Below are 19244 nucleotides of genomic sequence, written 5' to 3' on the forward strand. Positions count from 1 at the left end.
CCCGCGAGCATGGCTCGCGGGCTTTTGTTGTTGCCTGAGATCTGTGATCGGTCAGCCGCCGCCGCCGAAGAGGCCCGAAGGCGGGCCGCCCTTGGAAGCCCCGGCGAGAATCTGGCCGATGAAAGTTTGTTCCTTGCCGCCCGTCGGTGTGGTGCGGGAAATGAAATCGAACACCTTCCCGTCTTCCATTCCGTATCGGGCGATTTTCGAGACACGTTCGTCGTCGCCGAAGTAAACGGCGAGAACCTGCTGCTCGACGAGACGAGGACGCATGAAGGCGGCCCCGCGCACGCGTTTCTGCGAAATGTAGTAGAAGGCTTCGTTGTCGAAGGTTGCTGTTGTGGACGGCGAACCGAGCGCCAGCAGCACCTGCTCGCGACTGGAACCCACGGGAACCAGCTCCAAGGCCTGCTCGTCGATGACGTAACCCTGGGTAAGCGTTTCGCGCGCATCGAGCGTGTTCGCGACATTGCAGCCGGACAATGCAGCCGCAGCGCCGGCGAGACCGGCAGCCAAAATTGTGCGTCCGACAGGATAACTGTTGATTTTCTTCACCTGCAACGACATCTCCATAGCGTCCCCGGCGCGAGGGCTTTCGATCGAAAACCCTTGTCCCCGCCGGCAAAACGGGTAAACCAGCTTAAGCGCCGATGCAACCTGATCCTGTCCCAAACCGGCCCCAAGGGAGGGCAATTCTCATGTTCCAGAAGCTGTTTGGCTTTGGACAGCGCTCGCGCCGTATGGTCATCGACGGCTTGTATGAACGAATCGTGGCGGCCTCGCGGCAGCCTGTCTTCTATGCGCGCTGGGATGTGCCCGACACGCCACTTGGGCGTTTTGAGATGATTGCACTTCATATGATTCTGTTTCTGCGCCGGGTACGCAACGAGGATGGGGCGGCCGTTCGCGAGGTGGCGCAGGAGGTCACAGACGTATTCTTCGCTGATGTGGAGCACGCCATCCGCGAATTGGGCATTGGCGACATGGGGGTTCCCAAGCGGATCAAGAAGCTGGCGCGCATGTTCTATGGCCGCGCCGCCACCTATGGTGAAGCCATCGACGCGAATGATGCCGAGGCGCTGGCTGCGGCCATGCGGCGCAATATCCGTCCGGACGACGAAACCTGGATGGGTGCCGAACCGCTTGCCCGCTATGCGCTTGAGGCGGCGGCCTTGCTGGAAACGCAGAACGTGGAACACCTGATCGCCGCCGACATTTCATTCCCTGATGCAGAAAGGGAGCGCTGATCCATGATCGACAGGACCATGACAGACAAACCCAGGAAAACGCCGGTCTCACACCAGGTGAATGTTCATCGCCTAGCCCGAAAGGGCATGCCGGTATCGATCGAGGCCGATGCAGGCCAACGCGGAGCCCTGGCTGAGGAGCACGATCTTCTTTCTGTCGAGCGCTTTGTCGCGGATCTCACCGTGCGGCCGTGGAAGGCTGACGGGGTGCGCATTACGGGTACGGTGGAGGCGGAGATAACTCAGGCCTGCGTGGTGACGCTTGAGCCCGTTTCAAGCCATATCAGGGAAGACGTGTCCGCCACGCTTGTGCCAGAAGGTTCTCGGCTGGCGCGGAACGAAGTGGACGGTGGAGAATTCGTGCTCGACGCAGAAGGTCCAGACATGCCCGACACTTTTCACGGCAGCATCATTGACGTGGGTGCGCTCGCAGAAGAATTCTTCACGCTCGGCATCGACCCCTATCCGCGCAAGGCAGGGGCTGTTATGGAAGCCGGGCAGCCTCAGGACGAAGCGCCGAAAGAGCCCGGTCCGCTGTATGAAGGGCTGCGAAAGCTTGGACAAAAGTCCTGAATTGCATGTTGAAGGCGCGAAACGAGGTTGTGCCTCCGGCCAAAAACGCTATTTTCGCCGCACATTTGAGCCGATACCGGCGCCCGATCAACCATTGAGGCACATCACGCGTGGTACGCATTTCGATTGACGCTATGGGTGGGGATCATGGTCCCGAGGTCACGCTGCGTGGCCTGACCAAGGTTATCGAACGACGTCCCGACGCCCGTTTTCTCATTTATGGCCGGGAGGATGCTGTCCTGCCGGTTCTCGACGGCTTACCAGGCCTGAAGGACGTGAGCGACTTCACGCATTGCGAGGTAGCGGTGCGGATGGACGACAAGCCAAGCCAGGCGCTGCGCCAGGGGCGCTGGAAGTCCTCCATGTGGAAAGCCATCGAAGCGGTCAAGAACGGCGAGGCGGATGCCTGTGTTTCTGCCGGCAACACTGGTGCGCTCATGGCCATGTCCAAATTCTGCCTGCGCACCATGGCCGATATCGAACGACCGGCTATCGCGGCAATCTGGCCGACCATGCGCAGCGAAAGCATCGTGCTGGATGTGGGCGCGACCATCGGCGCCGATGCGCAGCAACTGGTCGACTTCGCCATCCTTGGTGCTGCCATGGCCAACGCGCTTTTCGATCTTGATCGCCCCACGGTCGGCCTCCTGAATGTGGGGGTTGAGGAGATCAAGGGGCAGGAAGAGGTGAAAGAGGCTGGGCGCATGCTGCGCGAGGCCGCACTCAACACGATGCGCTATGAGGGCTTCGTGGAGGGTGACGATATCGGCAAGGGCACGGTCGATGTGGTGGTTTCGGAAGGATTCGCCGGCAACATTGCGTTGAAGACCGCTGAAGGCACAGCGCGACAGATTGCCGGCTATCTCCGCGAGGCCATGGGACGTACGCTCATGGCGCGTATCGGTTATCTTTTTGCGCGCGGCGCCTTCCGGCGCCTCGGCGAAAAGATGGATGTGCGCAAGGTGAATGGCGGCGTCTTTCTGGGCCTTAACGGAATTGTTGTCAAAAGCCATGGAGGGGCGGATGCAGAGGGATTTGCTGCCGCCGTCGAGCTTGGATATGAAATGGCGCGCAGTCATCTGCTCGACAGAACGCGCGCCACCCTGGACCTCTATCACGCCCGCAAGCCGCAAGCGGCTGCCGGCGTTACAGCCGTGAATGAATAGGACGCTGTGATGACTAGATCCGTTGTGCGTGGCATTGGCTCCGCCCTGCCACGCCGCATCATGAAGAATGCGGAATTCGAGAAACTTGTCGACACAACCGATGAGTGGATCGTCCAGCGGACCGGCATCCGCCAGCGTCATATCGCGTCGGAAGATGAGACGACCGCATCGCTGGGAGAGGCGGCGGCACGCGCCGCTCTCGATAGCGCGGGACTGATGCCCGCCGACATCGACATGATCATTCTGGCCACCTCCACCCCAAACAATACTTTTCCGGCAACAGCCGTCGAAATCCAGGAGCGTCTTGGCATGCCGGGCGGCTTCGCCTTCGACATGCAGGCCGTCTGCAGCGGCTTCGTCTATGCCATCACCACGGCCGATCTTTACATTCGTGGGGGTCAGGCAAAACGGATGCTGGTGATCGGCTCTGAAACCTTCTCGCGCATTCTCGACTGGAATGACCGCACGACCTGTGTGCTGTTCGGAGATGGCGCGGGCGCGGTGGTTCTGGAGGCCGAAGACGGTGAAGCCGCACTGGACCAGCGCGGTATTATCGCTTCATCGCTGCGTTCCGACGGCAGCCAGCGAGACAAACTCTATGTTGACGGTGGACCCTCGACGACCTGCACGGTTGGTCATCTGCGGATGCAGGGTAGGGAAGTGTTCAAACACGCAGTCGGTATGATCACTGATGTGATCGAGGACGTTTTCGCCAAGGCCGGCATCACCGCCGACGATATCGACTGGTTCGTTCCGCACCAGGCCAACCGTCGGATCATCGACGCTTCGGCCAGGAAACTCGGCATTGCCGAGGAGAAGGTTGTCGTGACGGTGGATCTCCATGGCAACACGTCGGCAGCCTCTGTGCCTTTGGCGTTGTCAGTTGCAGTCGAACGCGGCCAGATCAAGAAGGGCGATCTCGTGCTTCTGGAGGCCATGGGCGGCGGTTTTACCTGGGGTGCGGTGCTGGTACGCTGGTAGCGGACGTAAATCACGTGTATCGTCCTTGACCGTTGCGAAGCAATTTTTGTAACGTCAGCGCCGCGTATTGAAATCACATGCATTTTCAAGATCTGGATGGGTAGCCCTATGGGGGGAAAGACACTGACGCGTGCCGAGCTGGCTGAGGCCGTCTATCGGAAGGTCGGACTGTCACGAACCGAATCCGCTCAGCTTGTCGAAATGGTTCTTCAGGAAGTCTGTGACGCGGTGGTCCGCGGCGAAACGGTGAAGCTTTCCTCTTTTGCCACCTTTCAGGTGCGTGACAAGAACGAGCGCATCGGCCGCAATCCGAAGACCGGCGAAGAAGTGCCGATCTCTCCGCGTCGTGTGATGACTTTCAAGGCTTCGAATGTGCTCAAGGAAAAAATTCTGAAGGCGCACCAGGCAAGGCGGATGCGCAAGAGCGCCTGACCCGCATTTTTCGGAAACCGCCCCGCTCTCATTTTTCCTGGCCGGGAAGTGGTTTAGACTTCCGAATCGGTGGGGTGTTCTGACGCTTCAAGAACGTTGGTCGGAACGCCCGGTTTGAAAGGGATGGCGCAGGGCGCCGGCCTTCAGGAGATTGCGCGATCATGGACAAGAGCCCCGACGCTTTCCGCACCATCAGCGAAGCGGCTGAAGAACTCGATCTGCCTCAGCACGTTCTGCGCTTCTGGGAAACGCGATTCTCGCAGATCAAGCCGCTGAAGCGGGGCGGCGGACGCCGCTATTACCGGCCGCAGGACATCGACCTGATCAAGGGTATTCGTCATATGCTGTATGATCAGGGATACACGATCAAAGGTGTTCAGAAGCTTCTGCGTGAAAACGGCAACCAGTTTGTCGTGGCCATTGGTCGCGGCGATGTGGCCGCTGTCGAAGCGATCGCCCAGAGTCACCAGGCCGAAGCCGAGAAGGCTGCCTCTGAAGAGGAGGTTCTGGTCGGTACGCCGAAAGCCAAGCCGAGCAAACGTTTTTTCGGTTTGGGCCGTGGCGAGCAGGATGGACCTGTGGCCGCCGATGCCACGAGCCTTTCGCGCGACAACCGGGCGCTTCTCCAGGAGGCGCTGTTCGATCTTCTGGAATGCAAGCGCCTGCTTGATCAGGTGCGGTAGCTTCTTTTCTCCATTCCTGGAGACGCTCGTGGAGAAAGTTGGCCTCGCACACGGCTTTTTGTCCCTGAGCGGTTTTTAGGCCTTGCGCGTGGGAAGAGGAAACTATATCCCTTGCGCCGGTTCGGAGCGTAGCGCAGCCCGGTAGCGCACTTGACTGGGGGTCAAGGGGTCGTGGGTTCGAATCCCGCCGCTCCGACCATTTTTCCTTTACATCACAACAGTTTGCAGTCCACTTCCTCCCGTGAACTGTTTGCTGGTCTGCGCATGTGCCTGTTCGGCTTGGAACGCGTCCTGAGGCGCGTTGCTCAAGATCACAATCACACTGCTTTGTCAGACCCGATGACAGCCATGGACTTCGGTCGCGCCCTGGTTTTCCTCGTGTGGCACGAGCCCGAATGGGCGTTTTGTGCTAGGCTGGGCCGATAGACACCACTGCTGGAGCTGATTTTGATGAGAATCGCATGCCTTCCGCAGTTTGCACAGATCGCGTGCCTGTCAGTGGTCTGTTCGTTGGGCGCTTTATCCACCGCTTCAGCTGAGCCGGCGCGCATCATCTTCGCGCATAAAAACTGGTCGGACCTTCGCGGCGTCCTCAACGTGTTTGAAGCTGCCAGAGCTGCTTGCCTTGCTCAACCCGTGACAAAGGATCTCCCTAAGCAATTGTTGCCCGAAGACTACGAGATCGTCTCATCGAGCCTGCATGCTCTCGGCTTTGAGACCGGCTCTGAACCGAAAGCGGTGGTGCTCTCCAGGACTGGGGATGAAGCAAATGACTATGCCGAGGGGGCACCTCCTTATGTCGAACTGACATTCGCCACCGACGCGGCACCGAGCGGGGGGTGCCGTGTGGCTTGGAGAAGGAAATGGGACTATTCGCAGGATGTGGACCGCATCATGGACAGCATGGCAGTGCTGTTCGATCCCTGGTTTTCCTACGCGCTCAAGGCTGTGCGTGTCTCACGGCCAGATGATGGCTTCACCGCGCAGGAGCAGTACAGTCTTCTCAGTGAATGGGCTGTGCCTTGCTTCGGCGGCAAATGGTGTCGGGTGGGCGCGCTTCTGGAACTGCGGCGTGATGAGGGCGTTCATCTCACCATCACGCGAAGCGAAGAACCGGTGGGGTCGCAGGACGCCAACTAGGTTGGGGAAGAGGTTTGGCCTCTGGTCCCGGGACTCTTTTGCCGGTCTTGTGTCGACTTACAGGCGCCGCGCCATCCATTTCTGCTCCAACGCTATCATGCCCCAGAGGAGGCCGAGGAGCAGGTAGAAATGGCGCCAGTGGTCGGTATCGATCACGGTTCCCAGGGCCACATGACCAACGAAGACGATGTAGACGCAGATCAAATATGGCTGCCAGGGACGGCGGCGGAACAGAATGCGGAAGCCCGCTGTGACCGTCCACAGGATCAACGTCAGATAAGCCGCAAAACCCAGCCAGGAATAATCGAGCAATGCCTTGAGCCAGATATTGTGGGTGTCCTCACCGAGAATCTGGCCGAATTGCAGAGGTCCGATGCCGAGGGGGTTTTCAGTCGCCCATCCGAAGCCAATTCCGAATCGGGCAAAGCGGCCAAGCCGGGCGCTGTCATAATCCTGCACGAGTTGCGCGCGTTGGGTGAAGAGCTCCGAGACCGCAGGAATCTGAAGCGCAAGGATGAGGGCAAGTGCGATGGCGGCGATTGCAAGCAGCGCTGTAACGGCAATTCGCAGCCGTGCACTGGCTGTGCCGGCGTTGAGAAAGACGGCAAGAACGAGAAGGCTTGCCGTCATGAGGAGAAGTCCCCAAGCGCCGCGCGAAAAAGAAAAGAAGATGCCGCCGGTGACAATCAGAAGCAGCGGTGCGGAGACAAGGGCGATGGATGGCCGCGCGGTGAGGATAAGGTAAAGCAGATAGATCGCCGGCAGCGTGAGAAACGGGCCGAAGACGTTGGGGTCTTCGAAGACACCGGCTGCGCGCCCGAATTTGGTGAACATCGAGGCGCCGGGAAAGGCGTTGAAATATCCCAGAATTCCGAAAAGCGCAGTGGCTGCGGCGGCAGCCACCCAGGCGCGGAAGACAACCGCAAGCAGGTCGGATTCCGCCTCGATGATCGCTGCGAAGAAAACGGATGTGAGTGCAAGAAACAGCGACACCGCGATGTAAAGCGGGATGGTGCCCAGATCTGCAAGTTGGGACAGTGAGATGAGACCACCGATATTGAAGGCGACGAGCAGCGCCAGAAGCGGCGCGATGCGTCGCGATATCCGCAAGCCCGCGAGTGCCCAGATTGCGATCAGGCCCACCATGTAAAGCTCATAGGGTGCGGGTTCGCGAATAACGAAGCCCGACAGGAAAACCCCAAGCCCGATTGCCGCCAGTTTCATGAGAGAAACCAGCTTGGCGTCTATGGCGGCGCGGGCAAGCCCGGGCGGCTCTCTATCGTAGGTGAGCAGGCTCAATAGGCGTTTTCCGTATTGAACAGGCTGATTGGTGTCAGGAACAAGATCTTCAGGTCGAGCCAGAGCGACCAGTTTTCGATGTAATAGAGATCGTATTCCGTGCGTTTGCGGATTTTCTCATCTGAATCCACTTCGCCGCGCCAGCCATTGATCTGCGCCCAGCCGGTAACCCCGGGCTTCACCTTGTGACGCGCGAAGTAACCATCGACGACTTCTTCGTAAAGCCGATTGTGGGCCTGGGCAGCCACTGCGTGCGGCCGTGGACCCACAAGGGAGAGGCTGCCGAATAGCGCGTTGAAGAACTGTGGCAGCTCATCGATGGAGGTCTTGCGGATAAAGCGGCCGACACGGGTGACGCGAGGGTCATTCTTTGTGACAGCGTTCTTTGCTGTTGGATCGCACTGGTCCACATACATGGAGCGGAACTTCAACACCTCGATGGACTCATTGTTGAATCCGTGGCGTTTTTGCCTGAACAGCACAGGCCCCTTGCTGTCGAGCTTGATGGCGATGGCCGTGGCGATCATGATCGGAGAGAAAACGAGAATGCCGAGCAGGCTGAAGACGATGTCGAAGCCTCTCTTGGCGACCGAGTCCCAGTCGTTGATGGGGCGGTCGAAAATATCCAGCATCGGCACCGAGCCGATGTAGGAATAGGCGCGCGGACGAAACCGCAGATGGTTTGCATGAGCCGAGAGGCGGATGTCGACCGGCAGCACCCAGAGTTTCGACAAAAGCGACAGCACGCGCTTCTCCGCCGAAATCGGCAATGCCACAATCAGCACGTCGATACGGGCAATGCGGGTGAACTCCACGAGCTCGGTGATCGTGCCGAGCTTCGGGTAGCCGGCCACAACGGGCGGGGAACGCAGATCGTCGCGATCATCGAACAGCCCGCAGATGCGTATGTCATTGTAGGGCTGTTGCTCGATGGATCGAATAAGCTGCTCGGCATTGGCGCCTCCACCCACGATAACCGCGCGCCGTTCGATCGTTCCATTGCGCGCCCAGCGGCGCAGGAGCTGCGACATGGTGATGCGCAGAACGAGAAGCGCCATGAACCCGCAGACAAACCAGGATCCAAGCCAGAAACGTGAGAAACTGTCGGAGATTTTCAGAAAGAAGCCCGTCAGAGCCAACGCTGCGAATGTCGCCATCCAGGCGATGAACACGCGCCCCATGGCACCGGTGGGATTGCGCAGAGCACGCATCTGGTAGCAGCTGGTGAATTCGCACAGCACCACCATGAGAAGGGAACCGCCGCCGATAACGGTCATATAGTGCCAAAATAGCACCGGCGAGGTGCCCACATAAATGGCATAGAGAACAAAGCCGGTCGCAAGCAACATCGTCAGTTCGACCAGCCGCATGACGCCGAGAACCATGACTGGCGACATGGTTTCGCGCTTGTATTGTTGTGCGACCTGCCAGGCAATGGGATTGAGCTTGTTTTGCTCATCACCGGCCTTCAGCATGCCCGACTGTTTCGGCGCCTTCGACACCTGAAGCCGTTTCGGGTCAATCTGATTCATGAACTGGCAATGCCCCCTGACGTTTGCGACCCTACGTTAGGTGCCAGGGGCTAAAAATATGTTTCAGGCGCAGTGGAGCTGAAACTGCTCGTATTTGTGCTTAACGTTTGGTGTCCAGGCTGGCTCTGTATGCCGTCTCGATGGAGGCCGCCATGACGTCCGCGCCGAAACGTGCGCGCAGGTCAGCTTTTTCCGGCATCAAAGCATGGAAAGCGGCTTCGTCGGCCAGGGCCAGCTGCATTTTTTGGGCGATAGCGTCAGCATCCGGCTGGGTAAGCGCTGGGGAACTCTGTCCGAAAATTTCGGGAATACCGCCGACCGCGCTCGCGATCAGCGTGCGTCCGGCTGCCAGCGCCTCCAATACGATATAGGGCATGGCTTCGGCGCGTGAAGGGACAACCATGATCCTGGCCAGTGAAAACGCATCGCGAGCCGGCATGGCCGGAAGAAAACTGATGCGTTCACCGAATTCAAGTTGAAGTGCCTGATGCTTGTAGCGGTCGAGGTCGTCGCCGTCGCCGACCATCACAGCATTGAGCTTGCGACCGATTTTCCTCTCCGTCAGGGCAAGCGCGTCGATAAAAAGGTCTGGGCCCTTCAAGTCACGCATCATGCCGATGTAAAGGAAATCAGAAGCTCCGGAGAGAGTTTCAACGGGCGCGAATTCATCCGCCGTCAGCCCGTTATAGACCAATGTGGAGGGCGCGCGGGGAATCCCGACCTTCTGCTCAAATGTACGTCGCTCATAATCCGACACGAAAAGGATGTGGTCGGTCAGGCGATCCATCATGCGTTCGATCGAGAAGAAGAAGCGACCGGTAGCGGTCTCCGCCGCATAATGTAGGCTGCCACCATGGGGGGAATAGATGCGTGCCGGCTTCTGCCCCGACATGCGCATCAAGGTGCCGAAGACCCGTGCATATACGCCGCCCTTGGCGCCATGTCCGTGCAGGACGTCGGGTCGCATGTCACGGACGACGCCATATGCACGCCGTGCTGCCGAAATGTCGCCCAGTCCGATATGGCGCTGCATGGGAGTGCGTTTCACTCCCAGGGAAAGGCGTGGCTCGAGCTCGGCAATGAGGCTTGCTTCATAGCTGCCGCCCGTGGTGGAATCGCAGATGATGCCGACCTCATGCCCTGCCGCACGCTGTGCATCGCAAAGGTCGCGAACATGGCGAAAGATTCCGCCAACCGGAGAGCGAAAGCAGTGAACGATCCTCAGTTTTTCCCGAGAGGACAAGGCCTCGACCCTTGTTGGTGAATACGCTTCAGAAAAGGCGTTCGCGGACATAGACCGTGTCACCAGGGAGAAGCGGATCGGAGGTGACGACGCGACCTGTCAGGACCTTGCCATTGATGTCACGGGTGATGTCGACATTGCTCTGATTGGCCCGGGCGCTGAAACCGCCGGCAGCAGCGACAGCCTTTTGAACCGTCATCCCCGGAACATAGGAGTATTGGCCGGGAGACCCCACTTCACCCATGACAAACACCGGACGGTAGCGATCAATTTCGACCGTCACATCGGGGTCGCGAAGATAACCCTGCCTCAGCATGCTGGCGATTGCCTGTTCCACCTGTTTGGAGGTTTTGCCCCGGGCAGCAACCGAGCCGATCAGCGGAAAGGCAATGTATCCGGACTGGTCGACACTGTAGGTGTTGGTCAGATTGTCCTGGTCGAAAACGGTCACCCGCAGTGAGTCTCCCGCGTCGAGCACATAAGGCTGATAGAGCGCTTCGTGGAATGCCGCTGGTGCCGGGCGATACCCCGAACAGCCCGCAGCAAGAACGAGTGCTGCCAGCACAGGGAGGAGTTTGGCTGTTTTCATCATGACCGACTGCAAACCTCTGACGTCATCGAGTCCCGCCTCTGAACCGCTTGCGACGTCGCCGCCAGAGCAGGCACCATGCTCGTTTTATCCATCCGTTAGGGTTAATGTCGGGTAAAGCCACGCCTTATGCCCCCATAACGGGCATGTATTTTCCCATTAACGGCTGACGCGAGGCTTTAACCGGCTGGTTACTATGCCCGTTTACCTTGGCGGCAAGCAGATTGGGAGCCAACTGGATGAACAGCGATCAGATCGCGCATGGTGACGTGGATGTCGACCTGGGTCGGCTTTTTGCCGGCGTTCGGCGTAAATGGCCACGCATTCTCTTCGCCGCGCTTGTCATCACGGGACTGGTTTTTGCCGTCACCTACACCGTCACACCACAATATCGGGCCCAAACGCGGCTGCTGATCGAGACCCGCGAATCCGTTTATACCCGCCCGCAGGGCGTGAATGACGGGGACCGGCCGATCCTTGACGGCGAGGGCGTGGCAAGCCAGGTCGAACTGATCACATCCACTGAGATCCTCACGAGTGTGGCCGAGAAATACAATCTCGCCAATCGGGGAGAGTTCGCCGGCGGCGGTGGCTCTTTCCTATCCGGCCTGCTGGTGATGGCGGGGCTGAAGAGCGCTCCTGTCGAAGGGACACAGGAAGAAAAGGTTCTGCGCGCTTTCCGTGAGCGTCTTACCGTCTATCGCGTGGAGAATTCGCGAGTCATCGTTATCGAGTTTTCTTCCGAGGATCCAAAGCTTGCGGCTGAAATTCCAAACGCGGTGGCCGACGCCTATGTCGCCATGCAAAGCGAGGCGAAGCTCCAGTCAAACACCAGCGCGACTCAGTGGCTTGAACCGGAAATCGAGGATCTGCGCGAGCGTGTAAAGGAAGCCGAAGCCCGCGTCGCCGAATATCGCGCGCAGTCTGATCTTTTGCTTGGTCAGAACAACACCGTTCTGGCCACGCAGCAGCTTGCCGAACTGTCGAGCGAGCTGTCTCGCACCCGCGCCAATCGCTCAGCAGCGACGGCCCAGGCAGAGTCCGTGCGTAGCGCGCTGCAAAGCGGTGCCGCCGTGGAAACTCTGCCAGAAGTCATGGCATCGCCCCTCATTCAGCGCTTGCGTGAACGCCAGGTGGAACTCAACGCACAGATAGCCGACCTTTCGACAACGCTCCTTGGCAATCATCCACGGATCCGCGCTCTGCGTTCGCAGCTCGCTGATCTTGACACGCAAATCAGGAGCGAAGCCAACAAGGTTCTCGCCGGCTTCGAGGCCGAAGCCGCGACGGCGCAAAGACGCGAAGAAGAACTGACTGCGGAACTCAATAGACTGAAAGCCGCATCCGCGGTTGCAGAAGAAGAGCAGGTGGAACTTCGCGCGTTGGAGCGGGAGGCAGCCGCCCAGCGCGAATTGTTGGAATCCTATCTGACGCGCTACCGCGAAGCGGCATCCCGCAGTGATCGCAATTATCTGCCCGCGGATGTTCGCATCTTCTCGCGCGCCATCACGCCAAGTGAGCCATATTTTCCCAAGATCATGCCAATCACGGTGGCTGCCTTTGTCGCATCGCTGTTGATCATGGCCATCATCACGCTACTGCAGGAGCTGTTCAGCGGCCGTGCCATGCGTCCGACCAGCGGTGTTGCCGCTCCGGTGCCCGCGACCGCGCGAATGCCGCGTGCTGAGCCTTTGGTTGATGTCGGGGCCCCCTTGTCCGGGGTTTCCAAATCCGTTCCTGCAGGGAAGATGGTCTCGGCCTCCATTCCTGAACCGGAGGAGCAGCGTAAGCCGGAACCCGTGGCCCGCTACGGCGAAATCAATATTGAACAGGCATCTGAACGGCTCGTGACCGGAGGCGCCACCCGCGCCCTGTTCATCTCGCCGGAAGGCGATGAGGCTGCTGCGGCATCGGTTCTGGTCGCGCGGGATGTGGCCGATTCCGGCCTGCGCGTTCTGCTTCTTGATCTGACTGCATCCGGTGCAGCTTCTTTGCCCATGCTCGAAAGCACAGCCTATGCCGGCATCACCAACCTTCTCGCCTCCGAGGCGCAATTTGCCGATGTGATCCACAACGACCTCTTTTCGGAGTGTCACATTATTCCAGTCGGTACGGCTGACCCGCAGCGCGCCATGCGTGCGGCGGACCGGCTGCCGATCATCATGGAGTCTTTGTCGGCTGCCTATGATGTGGTGATTGTCGAATGCGGCCCGACGGATGCGCAGGCAATCCGTCGTCTTCTCTCCTCCGATACGGAAGTGCTTGTCAGCATGATTGATCCGGAAGAGGGGGAACTCGTTCTGGAAATGCTGGACGAGTTGCGGGACAGCGGTGTCGACGCACCCATATTGGTTTCGCCTGCTGGCTACAGCATGCCGCCTGCGCCTCCTGGACGTGACGCGGCCTGATTCCCGCAATTGGGCTCAGCCATGCGCTGAGCTGAGCCGGCGACGCAAGGCCTTCGCGACACGCCATAGACGCGGATCATTGTTGATCACATGTTTGGCGCGCGCGGCCGCGGACAACCCAAAAGTCAAAATGCGGCCTTTTCCGGTGAGGGGCACGAAAGTGTCGAACTGGATGGTTTCCAGGTCGCACCACAGACGTTTGTAATACTCGTCGCCAACACTGAAATCATAGACCTTCAGCCCTTCCGAACAGGCTTCCTGAATGTTCTCATAGAAGAGGAAACGGCCGGGGCTGGCATCGGTCAATTCATCGTCCGCGATTGAACTGAACTCGCAGACCAGTCGATCGCCCGTGCAGCTTGAGCCTGTTACGGCACGAAGCTTTCCGGCCACTTCAAGCCCGTGAAGCACAAAGCGCGGATCTTGCGTCTCAGCCGCATCACCAAACAGTGTCCGAAACGCGTCTTTCACCGCGTCAGGTGCAAAAACATTCTGAATCCCCATCTGGGCGAAGCGGTGCGCCTTCATGTCAAAGAACGCGTTCAGCATCACTTCAGCTTCGGCGCGTGAACGGGCGAGACGTCGCTCGACCTTACCGGCCGCCTCCAGCTTGCGGGCCTGAGAGCGATGCTGCTTTCGCTTCCGTTTGCCGCTTGAACGCGCGAGCACGGCGTCAAAGCCACCGTCAAGGTTGACCGCCAGCGAGACATTGGGACTGTCATTGTGTGGCCAGCCCAGCAGGGGGTTTTCCTGACCGTTGCAATGGCGCAGCTGTCGTTCGAGAACCAAAGCGTCAATGTCTGGCCGGGCTTGCCGGATGCCATCGCGAAGTGCAGTCCGATGCGTTTCGGGAAGACCATCACGAACCCGCAGGTGCAATGCCGGGAAATTACCGTTGGCGTGCCTGTTGCTTATGAAGCGGGCGAGGCGGAAGCCGCCCTTTTTGACGATTTCGAGGGCCAGGCTCATGAGGTGCCCCTGTCCGTCGCAAAGGCGCACTAGGATGGCAGGATGAGGCGTATGTTTCGTCCAGGCCGAAACCCAATCGGGGCTTTGGGCCGGCATGAAGCCCGCCTCGGCGCAGTCTTTGCGGTAGCGCTCCAGGGCTACAGCACTGGCATCGCAAACCTCGACCCTGAGATTGCCTTCGCCGTTCATGCTGGCAGAAGGAATGCGTTTTGGTTGCTCGGCAAACGTCATCTTCCATCGCTGTCGTCGAAGCCGCCTTCCGGCAGCGCCGTTTCTTTGTAGCGATAAAAGGTGAAAGAACAATCGACGGGTCAGGCGCCGTGCTCAGGCTTGCCGATCATCCACCGGATGATGAACATGGCTGGTATGATCCACAGGAGGCCGGTCAGGAAGAAATAGGCGAGGTGGATCAGTGGCCCTGACTGGGCAAGCTGGGCGACGGCGATCGCTGTCGAGAGGATGGCGTAAATGGCCACAAGCGCAACGAGCGCAACCATGCCAATGAATTTTCGCAGACGTACGGGCATGAAAAACACCTTTTGCGTGCTTCATAGAGCGCGGGGCGAGGCGATGCAATCGCGCACCTTATCCTGCGCGACGGCTTGTCGCGCAGGTGGCAGTTCAGCTTGCAAGTCGGAGGGCTTTGGTTCACCAACGGTCAACGTTCAAAATGACGATGGCTGACGCTGTGAATATGACCGCTTCCAGTGCTGAAAGGGCAGATGTCTCGCAGGAGACCCTTCTGCGGAACCGCAAATTCGTTCGCTTCTGGCTTTACTTCGTGCTTTTGACCTTGTTCGCCCTGGTGATCGTCGGCGGGGCGACGCGGCTGACGGAATCAGGCCTTTCCATCACGGAGTGGAAGCCGATACACGGTGTCATCCCACCGCTCAGCGAGGCCGAATGGCAAGAGGAGCTGGAGAAGTACCGCCAAATTCCCGAATATCAGCAGGTCAACAAGGGGATGAGCCTTGATGCGTTCAAGACGATCTTCTGGTGGGAGTGGGCGCACAGGCTTCTTGCGCGCGGGGTCGGATTCGTTTTCGCCCTTCCGCTTGCCTTTTTCTGGCTGACGGGGCGACTTGAAAACAGCCTGAAACCGAAGCTTCTGGGAATACTTGCCTTGGGCGGACTGCAGGGGGCGGTCGGCTGGTGGATGGTTGCTTCCGGACTGGTGGATCGGGTCGATGTGAGCCAGTACCGGCTTGCCACGCACCTCACCATCGCCTGCCTGATCTTCGCTGCCACCGCTCTCGTTGCGCGTGGCCTTGCACCGCACACGACCGGCAAAGCCGATGAAAGTGTTCGCCGCTTCGCCGGCTGGATGGTGATTGCAGTTCTGTTTCAGATTTATCTCGGCGGCCTCGTGGCCGGCCTGCGCGCCGGTATGACCTACAACACCTGGCCGCTGATGGACGGTGCGCTGGTCCCAGGGGGGCTGTTTGTGCAGACGCCGGCCTGGATCAATTTCTTCGAGAACCCGAAAATGGTGCAATTCGTGCACAGGCTCGGTGCCTATGCGCTTCTGATCCTTGCAGTTTGGCAGATCGTGTTCGTGATGCGCCGGGAGCCGGGAACGCCGCATGCGCGCCGCACCATCCTTTTCGGGGTTCTCGTGATGGCTCAGGCGACCGTTGGCATCATGACTCTCATCATGGTCGTGCCCATCGATGTGGCGCTCACCCATCAGGGAATGGCGCTTGTCGTGCTCTTCTTCGCCTGCGCTCACTGGCGCGCGACCAAGGGGCCTTATCCTCTGCCTGAGCCGTCACGCCACAGCCGTGACGAGGACGAGGTCTACGCCGCCGTATAATTTCAGGCAAATCGCCAAAGAAAAAAGGCGCGTCCTTCACGGCGCGCCTTCATTTTTTACCTGAGACGAAGCTCAGAGTCCTTCCAGCATCAGGTCCATGTTCTGAACGGCCGCTCCTGAGGCACCCTTGCCCAGATTGTCGTAGACAGCGATGAGGAGCGCCTGCGCGCGGGCGTCATTGGCGAAGACATGGAGCGTCATCGTGTTGGTGTTGTTGTGAATTTGCGGATCGATATCCGCCGTACGCTCGACTGACGCGAGCGGGGCAACCTTGACCACGCCATTGTCGATCGCCCCGTAATGGTCGGCAAGTGCTGCATGGAGTTCGGCGCCGGAGGGCACACGGTCGAGCTGGCCGAGTTGCAGGGGGAGGGCGGTCAGCATTCCTTGTGCAAAATTGCCGACCGCTGGCTGCATCAGCGGTGTTTCGGCAAGCCGTGCATAGGTTTGCAGTTCCGGCAGATGCTTGTGATTCAGGGTGAGCCCGTATGGCATGAAATCCGGTGCTTCAGCGCCTTTGGCCTCATAGTCCTCGATCATGGTGCGCCCACCACCCGAATAGCCTGAGATGCCATTGACGGTGACGGGGAGATTGGCGGGCAAAAGATCTGCAGCGATGAGCGGACGCAAGAAGGCGATGGGGCCCTGCGGCCAGCAACCGGGATTGGCGACACGTTTGGCATCGCGGATCGCTGCACTCTGCGCCTTGTCCATCTCGGCAAAGCCATAGACCCAGCCCTCGGCGACGCGATGGGCCGTGGAGGCGTCGATAACGCGCGTCCTGTCATTGTCGATCAGCGAGACGCTTTCGCGCGCTGCATCGTCCGGCAGGCACAGGATGGCGATGTCGGCTGCATTGAGGAATTCTGCACGTGCTGCCGGATCCTTGCGCTTCTCGGCGGGAATGGAAATCACCTCAATGTCACGGCGCTCGGCCAGTCGCGCCCTGATCTGCAGGCCGGTGGTGCCGTGTTCGCCGTCGATGAAGATTTTCGCCGTCATGATGTCAGTCCTGGAAAAGAGTCAGATTTCAACTGGTTGCGCGCAGCCTCGGATTCAGTTCGCGAAGCGCTTGAATCGATGCTTCAGCTCTTATCGTCGCTTGCGCGCTGCGAGAAGGCCGAGATAGTGCATGGCGATGGTCGCACCGGCGATGGCCGTCACATCCGCATGATCATAGGCAGGCGCCACTTCGACAATGTCCGCGCCGACAATCTCCAGTGCACCCAGCTGGCGCAGCACGGAGAGCATCTTCGCGCTGGAAGGACCGCCGGCCACCGGCGTTCCGGTGCCCGGTGCAAAGGCCGGGTCGAGGCAGTCGATGTCGAAGGTGACATAGGCGGGGCGGCTGCCCACACGGGCAAGAATGGCCTCGGCGATCTCCCCGGCCTTCATCTCTTCCACGTCATAGCCATGGAGGATCGCGATGCCGCAATCCTCCGGCGCGTGGGTGCGGATGCCGACCTGAATGGACACGGCCGGATCGATGACGCCATCGCGCACCGCGCGGCCAACGAAGGAGCCATGGTCGATCCGCTTGCCGTCGTCGTACCAGGTGTCCTGATGCGCGTCGAACTGAACGAGGGCGAGGGGGCCGTATTTTGCCGCATGGGCCTTCAGGAGGGGCCACGTGACAAAATGATCGCCACCCAGCGACAGTAGAAACGCATCGGATTTGAGAATTTTCGCCGCTTCGCGTTCGATGGTCGCCGGCGTCTTCTGGTGGTTGCCGTAATCGAGCAGGCAGTCGCCGTAATCAATGACGGACAATCCTTCGAACAGATCCGCGCCGAACGGATATTGAGGATCGTTGTCGAAGATCGCCGAGGCACGGCGGATCGCCTGTGGACCGAAGCGCGCGCCCGGCCGGTTGGAGACGGCTGCGTCGAACGGGATGCCCCAGACCACGGCGTCAGCGCCCTTCAGTGATTTGGTGAACTTGCGGCGCATGAAGGAGAGCGCCCCCGCATAGGTGGGGTCGCTGGCCGCACCGGTCAGGCTGCGGGCGGTGAAGGCGTGGTCGATCGAATTCGACGGCATGGCGCTCCTCCTGTGATGATCCAGATGGGTAGGGTGAAGCCCAACTCTGCGCAAGAAAAAAGCGGACCCGAGGGCCCGCTTTTTCGTGTCTGGCAGTTCTGGAAGCTTAGCGCTTGGAGAACTGGAACGAACGGCGAGCCTTGGCGCGGCCGTACTTCTTACGCTCGACCACGCGGCTGTCGCGGGTCAGGAAGCCACCCTTCTTGAGGACGCCGCGCAGCGCCGGCTCGTAGTGGGTCAGAGCCTTGGAGATGCCATGACGAACGGCACCGGCCTGACCGGACAGACCGCCGCCGACGACGGTGGCGACAATGTCATACTGGCCGTTGCGGTCGGCTGCGACGATCGGCTGCTGCAGGATCATCTGCAGGACCGGGCGAGCGAAATACGCCTGGAATTCCTTGCCGTTGACGGTGATCTTGCCGGAGCCCGGCTTGACCCACACGCGGGCGATGGCGTTCTTGCGCTTGCCGGTGGCGTAAGCGCGGCCCTGGGCGTCCAGCTTCTGCACATGGACCGGAGCTTCCTGCTCGGTGGTCTGCGCAGCCGTTGCCGCACCCAGCTCTTCGAGGGAATTGATTTCGGCCATTACTGGGCCCTCACATTCTTCTTGCTCATGGCGGCGACGTCGAGCGTCTCCGGGTTCTGGGCGGCGTGCGGATGCTCGGCGCCGGCGTAGACGCGCAGATTCTTCATCTGGCGGCGGCCAAGCGGTCCACGCGGGATCATGCGCTCAACGGCCTTCTCCAGCAGACGCTCGGGGAAACGGCCTTCGAGCAGCTGGCGCGCGGTGCGCTCCTTGATGCCGCCGGGGTGACCCGTGTGCCAGTAGTATTTCTTGTCGGTGTATTTCTTGCCGGTCAGCACAACCTTGTCGGCATTGATGATGATGACATTGTCGCCATCATCCACATGCGGGGTGAAGGTGGGCTTGTGCTTGCCGCGGAGACGGTTTGCGACGATGGAAGCGAGACGGCCGACGACAACGCCTTCGGCGTCGATCAGGATCCACTTCTTCGTCACTTCCGCAGGCTTCTGCGAAAAGGTTTTCATGGGTCTTTTTCCACTTTCATGAACCCGGCCCAAAGGCAGGGCGTTTCTTGTTGCTTGTGTTTGCAAGGCGTTGTTT

General features: G+C 59.6%; 20 protein-coding genes and 1 tRNA gene. 10 read left to right on the top strand and 11 right to left on the bottom strand.

Going from position 1 to position 19244, the window contains the following annotated elements:
* Window positions 1-51: 51 nt before the first annotated feature.
* A complete protein-coding gene (locus AC2CHD_RS00110) occupies window positions 52-573 on the bottom strand; it encodes an outer membrane protein assembly factor BamE (RefSeq protein ID WP_229447234.1) in 522 nt (173 codons plus the stop codon).
* 125 nt (window positions 574-698) lie between these two features.
* On the opposite strand from AC2CHD_RS00110, the gene AC2CHD_RS00115 reads away from it, so the two are divergent.
* The 8 genes from AC2CHD_RS00115 (at window position 699) to AC2CHD_RS00150 (ending at window position 6222) form a co-directional block, all read left to right on the top strand.
* On the top strand, window positions 699-1247 hold the full coding sequence (locus AC2CHD_RS00115; protein WP_484552161.1) for a ubiquinol-cytochrome C chaperone family protein: 549 nt from the start codon (window positions 699-701) through the stop codon (window positions 1245-1247).
* 18 nt (window positions 1248-1265) lie between these two features.
* Window positions 1266-1820 (top strand): YceD family protein, encoded by a 555-nt coding sequence (locus tag AC2CHD_RS00120; protein ID WP_484552162.1) that lies wholly within the window; start codon window positions 1266-1268, stop codon window positions 1818-1820.
* A 110-nt stretch (window positions 1821-1930) separates the two neighbouring features.
* Complete coding sequence (plsX, locus tag AC2CHD_RS00125) at window positions 1931-2986, top strand: phosphate acyltransferase PlsX (RefSeq protein ID WP_223020390.1); 1056 nt, start codon at window positions 1931-1933, stop codon at window positions 2984-2986.
* Window positions 2987-2995: 9 nt separating this feature from the next.
* Window positions 2996-3967 carry a beta-ketoacyl-ACP synthase III gene (locus AC2CHD_RS00130; RefSeq protein WP_484552163.1) on the top strand — a complete coding sequence of 324 codons (972 nt, stop codon included), beginning with the start codon at window positions 2996-2998 and terminating at the stop codon, window positions 3965-3967.
* Between the two features lie 108 nt (window positions 3968-4075).
* A complete protein-coding gene (locus AC2CHD_RS00135; RefSeq protein ID WP_223020392.1) occupies window positions 4076-4399 on the top strand; it encodes an integration host factor subunit alpha in 324 nt (107 codons plus the stop codon).
* Window positions 4400-4560: 161 nt separating this feature from the next.
* The gene (locus AC2CHD_RS00140) at window positions 4561-5082 is read left to right on the top strand and encodes a MerR family transcriptional regulator (protein WP_229447230.1); all 522 of its coding nucleotides are present in this window, start codon (window positions 4561-4563) and stop codon (window positions 5080-5082) included.
* A gap of 122 nt (window positions 5083-5204) precedes the next feature.
* Window positions 5205-5281: transfer RNA gene (locus AC2CHD_RS00145), tRNA-Pro, on the top strand.
* Window positions 5282-5718: 437 nt separating this feature from the next.
* Window positions 5719-6222, top strand: coding sequence for a hypothetical protein (locus AC2CHD_RS00150; protein WP_484552164.1), 504 nt, complete (start codon window positions 5719-5721; stop codon window positions 6220-6222).
* Window positions 6223-6279: 57 nt separating this feature from the next.
* Here AC2CHD_RS00150 and AC2CHD_RS00155 read toward each other — a convergent pair whose 3' ends face one another.
* The 4 genes from AC2CHD_RS00155 to AC2CHD_RS00170 all read right to left on the bottom strand — a co-directional run bounded on the left by AC2CHD_RS00155 (window position 6280) and on the right by AC2CHD_RS00170 (window position 10888).
* The gene (locus tag AC2CHD_RS00155) at window positions 6280-7521 is read right to left on the bottom strand and encodes an O-antigen ligase family protein (protein WP_484552165.1); all 1242 of its coding nucleotides are present in this window, start codon (window positions 7519-7521) and stop codon (window positions 6280-6282) included.
* Window positions 7518-8996 carry an undecaprenyl-phosphate glucose phosphotransferase gene (locus AC2CHD_RS00160; RefSeq protein WP_484553169.1) on the bottom strand — a complete coding sequence of 493 codons (1479 nt, stop codon included), beginning with the start codon at window positions 8994-8996 and terminating at the stop codon, window positions 7518-7520. Before AC2CHD_RS00160 ends, AC2CHD_RS00155 begins: the two co-directional genes overlap by 4 nt.
* Window positions 8997-9153: 157 nt before the next feature.
* On the bottom strand, window positions 9154-10296 hold the full coding sequence (locus tag AC2CHD_RS00165) for a glycosyltransferase family 4 protein (RefSeq protein WP_484552166.1): 1143 nt from the start codon (window positions 10294-10296) through the stop codon (window positions 9154-9156).
* A 28-nt stretch (window positions 10297-10324) separates the two neighbouring features.
* Window positions 10325-10888, bottom strand: a complete 564-nt coding sequence (locus AC2CHD_RS00170) for a polysaccharide biosynthesis/export family protein (protein WP_484552167.1) — start codon at window positions 10886-10888, stop codon at window positions 10325-10327.
* 236 nt (window positions 10889-11124) lie between these two features.
* Between AC2CHD_RS00170 and AC2CHD_RS00175 the strand changes: the two genes are divergently transcribed.
* The gene (locus tag AC2CHD_RS00175; RefSeq protein WP_229447153.1) at window positions 11125-13293 is read left to right on the top strand and encodes a GumC family protein; all 2169 of its coding nucleotides are present in this window, start codon (window positions 11125-11127) and stop codon (window positions 13291-13293) included.
* A gap of 15 nt (window positions 13294-13308) precedes the next feature.
* Here the strand turns inward: AC2CHD_RS00175 and AC2CHD_RS00180 are convergent, their stop codons facing one another.
* A complete protein-coding gene (locus tag AC2CHD_RS00180) occupies window positions 13309-14493 on the bottom strand; it encodes a GNAT family N-acetyltransferase (RefSeq protein ID WP_484552168.1) in 1185 nt (394 codons plus the stop codon).
* A gap of 80 nt (window positions 14494-14573) precedes the next feature.
* Window positions 14574-14789 carry a DUF2842 domain-containing protein gene (locus AC2CHD_RS00185; protein WP_484552169.1) on the bottom strand — a complete coding sequence of 72 codons (216 nt, stop codon included), beginning with the start codon at window positions 14787-14789 and terminating at the stop codon, window positions 14574-14576.
* 167 nt (window positions 14790-14956) lie between these two features.
* On the opposite strand from AC2CHD_RS00185, the gene AC2CHD_RS00190 reads away from it, so the two are divergent.
* A complete protein-coding gene (locus AC2CHD_RS00190; protein WP_484553170.1) occupies window positions 14957-16075 on the top strand; it encodes a COX15/CtaA family protein in 1119 nt (372 codons plus the stop codon).
* Window positions 16076-16147: 72 nt separating this feature from the next.
* Here AC2CHD_RS00190 and argC read toward each other — a convergent pair whose 3' ends face one another.
* The 4 genes from argC to rplM form a co-directional block, all read right to left on the bottom strand.
* Window positions 16148-17077, bottom strand: coding sequence for an N-acetyl-gamma-glutamyl-phosphate reductase (argC, locus tag AC2CHD_RS00195; protein WP_484552170.1), 930 nt, complete (start codon window positions 17075-17077; stop codon window positions 16148-16150).
* A 90-nt stretch (window positions 17078-17167) separates the two neighbouring features.
* A complete protein-coding gene (gene speB / locus AC2CHD_RS00200) occupies window positions 17168-18115 on the bottom strand; it encodes an agmatinase (RefSeq protein ID WP_484552171.1) in 948 nt (315 codons plus the stop codon).
* Window positions 18116-18221: 106 nt separating this feature from the next.
* Window positions 18222-18704 carry a 30S ribosomal protein S9 gene (rpsI, locus tag AC2CHD_RS00205; protein WP_484552172.1) on the bottom strand — a complete coding sequence of 161 codons (483 nt, stop codon included), beginning with the start codon at window positions 18702-18704 and terminating at the stop codon, window positions 18222-18224.
* Window positions 18704-19168, bottom strand: coding sequence for a 50S ribosomal protein L13 (gene rplM, locus AC2CHD_RS00210; RefSeq protein WP_007007923.1), 465 nt, complete (start codon window positions 19166-19168; stop codon window positions 18704-18706). The genes rpsI and rplM overlap by 1 nt, the downstream gene beginning before the upstream one ends.
* Window positions 19169-19244: the final 76 nt, after the last annotated feature.

Source organism: Nitratireductor sp. ATLC21 (assembly GCF_057196525.1).

Bases quoted from the DNA above. Each gene is read 5' to 3' on its own strand.
- AC2CHD_RS00120 (WP_484552162.1), top strand. From the start codon at position 1,266: ATGACAGACAAACCCAGGAAAACGCCGGTCTCACACCAGGTGAATGTT.
- AC2CHD_RS00175 (WP_229447153.1), top strand. From the start codon at position 11,125: ATGAACAGCGATCAGATCGCGCATGGTGACGTGGATGTCGACCTGGGT.
- AC2CHD_RS00180 (WP_484552168.1), bottom strand. From the start codon at position 14,493: ATGACGTTTGCCGAGCAACCAAAACGCATTCCTTCTGCCAGCATGAAC.
- AC2CHD_RS00185 (WP_484552169.1), bottom strand. From the start codon at position 14,789: ATGCCCGTACGTCTGCGAAAATTCATTGGCATGGTTGCGCTCGTTGCG.
- rplM (WP_007007923.1), bottom strand. From the start codon at position 19,168: ATGAAAACCTTTTCGCAGAAGCCTGCGGAAGTGACGAAGAAGTGGATC.
- AC2CHD_RS00135 (WP_223020392.1), top strand. From the start codon at position 4,076: ATGGGGGGAAAGACACTGACGCGTGCCGAGCTGGCTGAGGCCGTCTAT.
- AC2CHD_RS00130 (WP_484552163.1), top strand. From the start codon at position 2,996: ATGACTAGATCCGTTGTGCGTGGCATTGGCTCCGCCCTGCCACGCCGC.
- rpsI (WP_484552172.1), bottom strand. From the start codon at position 18,704: ATGGCCGAAATCAATTCCCTCGAAGAGCTGGGTGCGGCAACGGCTGCG.
- argC (WP_484552170.1), bottom strand. From the start codon at position 17,077: ATGACGGCGAAAATCTTCATCGACGGCGAACACGGCACCACCGGCCTG.
- AC2CHD_RS00110 (WP_229447234.1), bottom strand. From the start codon at position 573: ATGGAGATGTCGTTGCAGGTGAAGAAAATCAACAGTTATCCTGTCGGA.
- AC2CHD_RS00140 (WP_229447230.1), top strand. From the start codon at position 4,561: ATGGACAAGAGCCCCGACGCTTTCCGCACCATCAGCGAAGCGGCTGAA.
- AC2CHD_RS00115 (WP_484552161.1), top strand. From the start codon at position 699: ATGTTCCAGAAGCTGTTTGGCTTTGGACAGCGCTCGCGCCGTATGGTC.
- AC2CHD_RS00170 (WP_484552167.1), bottom strand. From the start codon at position 10,888: ATGATGAAAACAGCCAAACTCCTCCCTGTGCTGGCAGCACTCGTTCTT.
- AC2CHD_RS00160 (WP_484553169.1), bottom strand. From the start codon at position 8,996: ATGCTGAAGGCCGGTGATGAGCAAAACAAGCTCAATCCCATTGCCTGG.
- speB (WP_484552171.1), bottom strand. From the start codon at position 18,115: ATGCCGTCGAATTCGATCGACCACGCCTTCACCGCCCGCAGCCTGACC.
- AC2CHD_RS00190 (WP_484553170.1), top strand. From the start codon at position 14,957: ATGACCGCTTCCAGTGCTGAAAGGGCAGATGTCTCGCAGGAGACCCTT.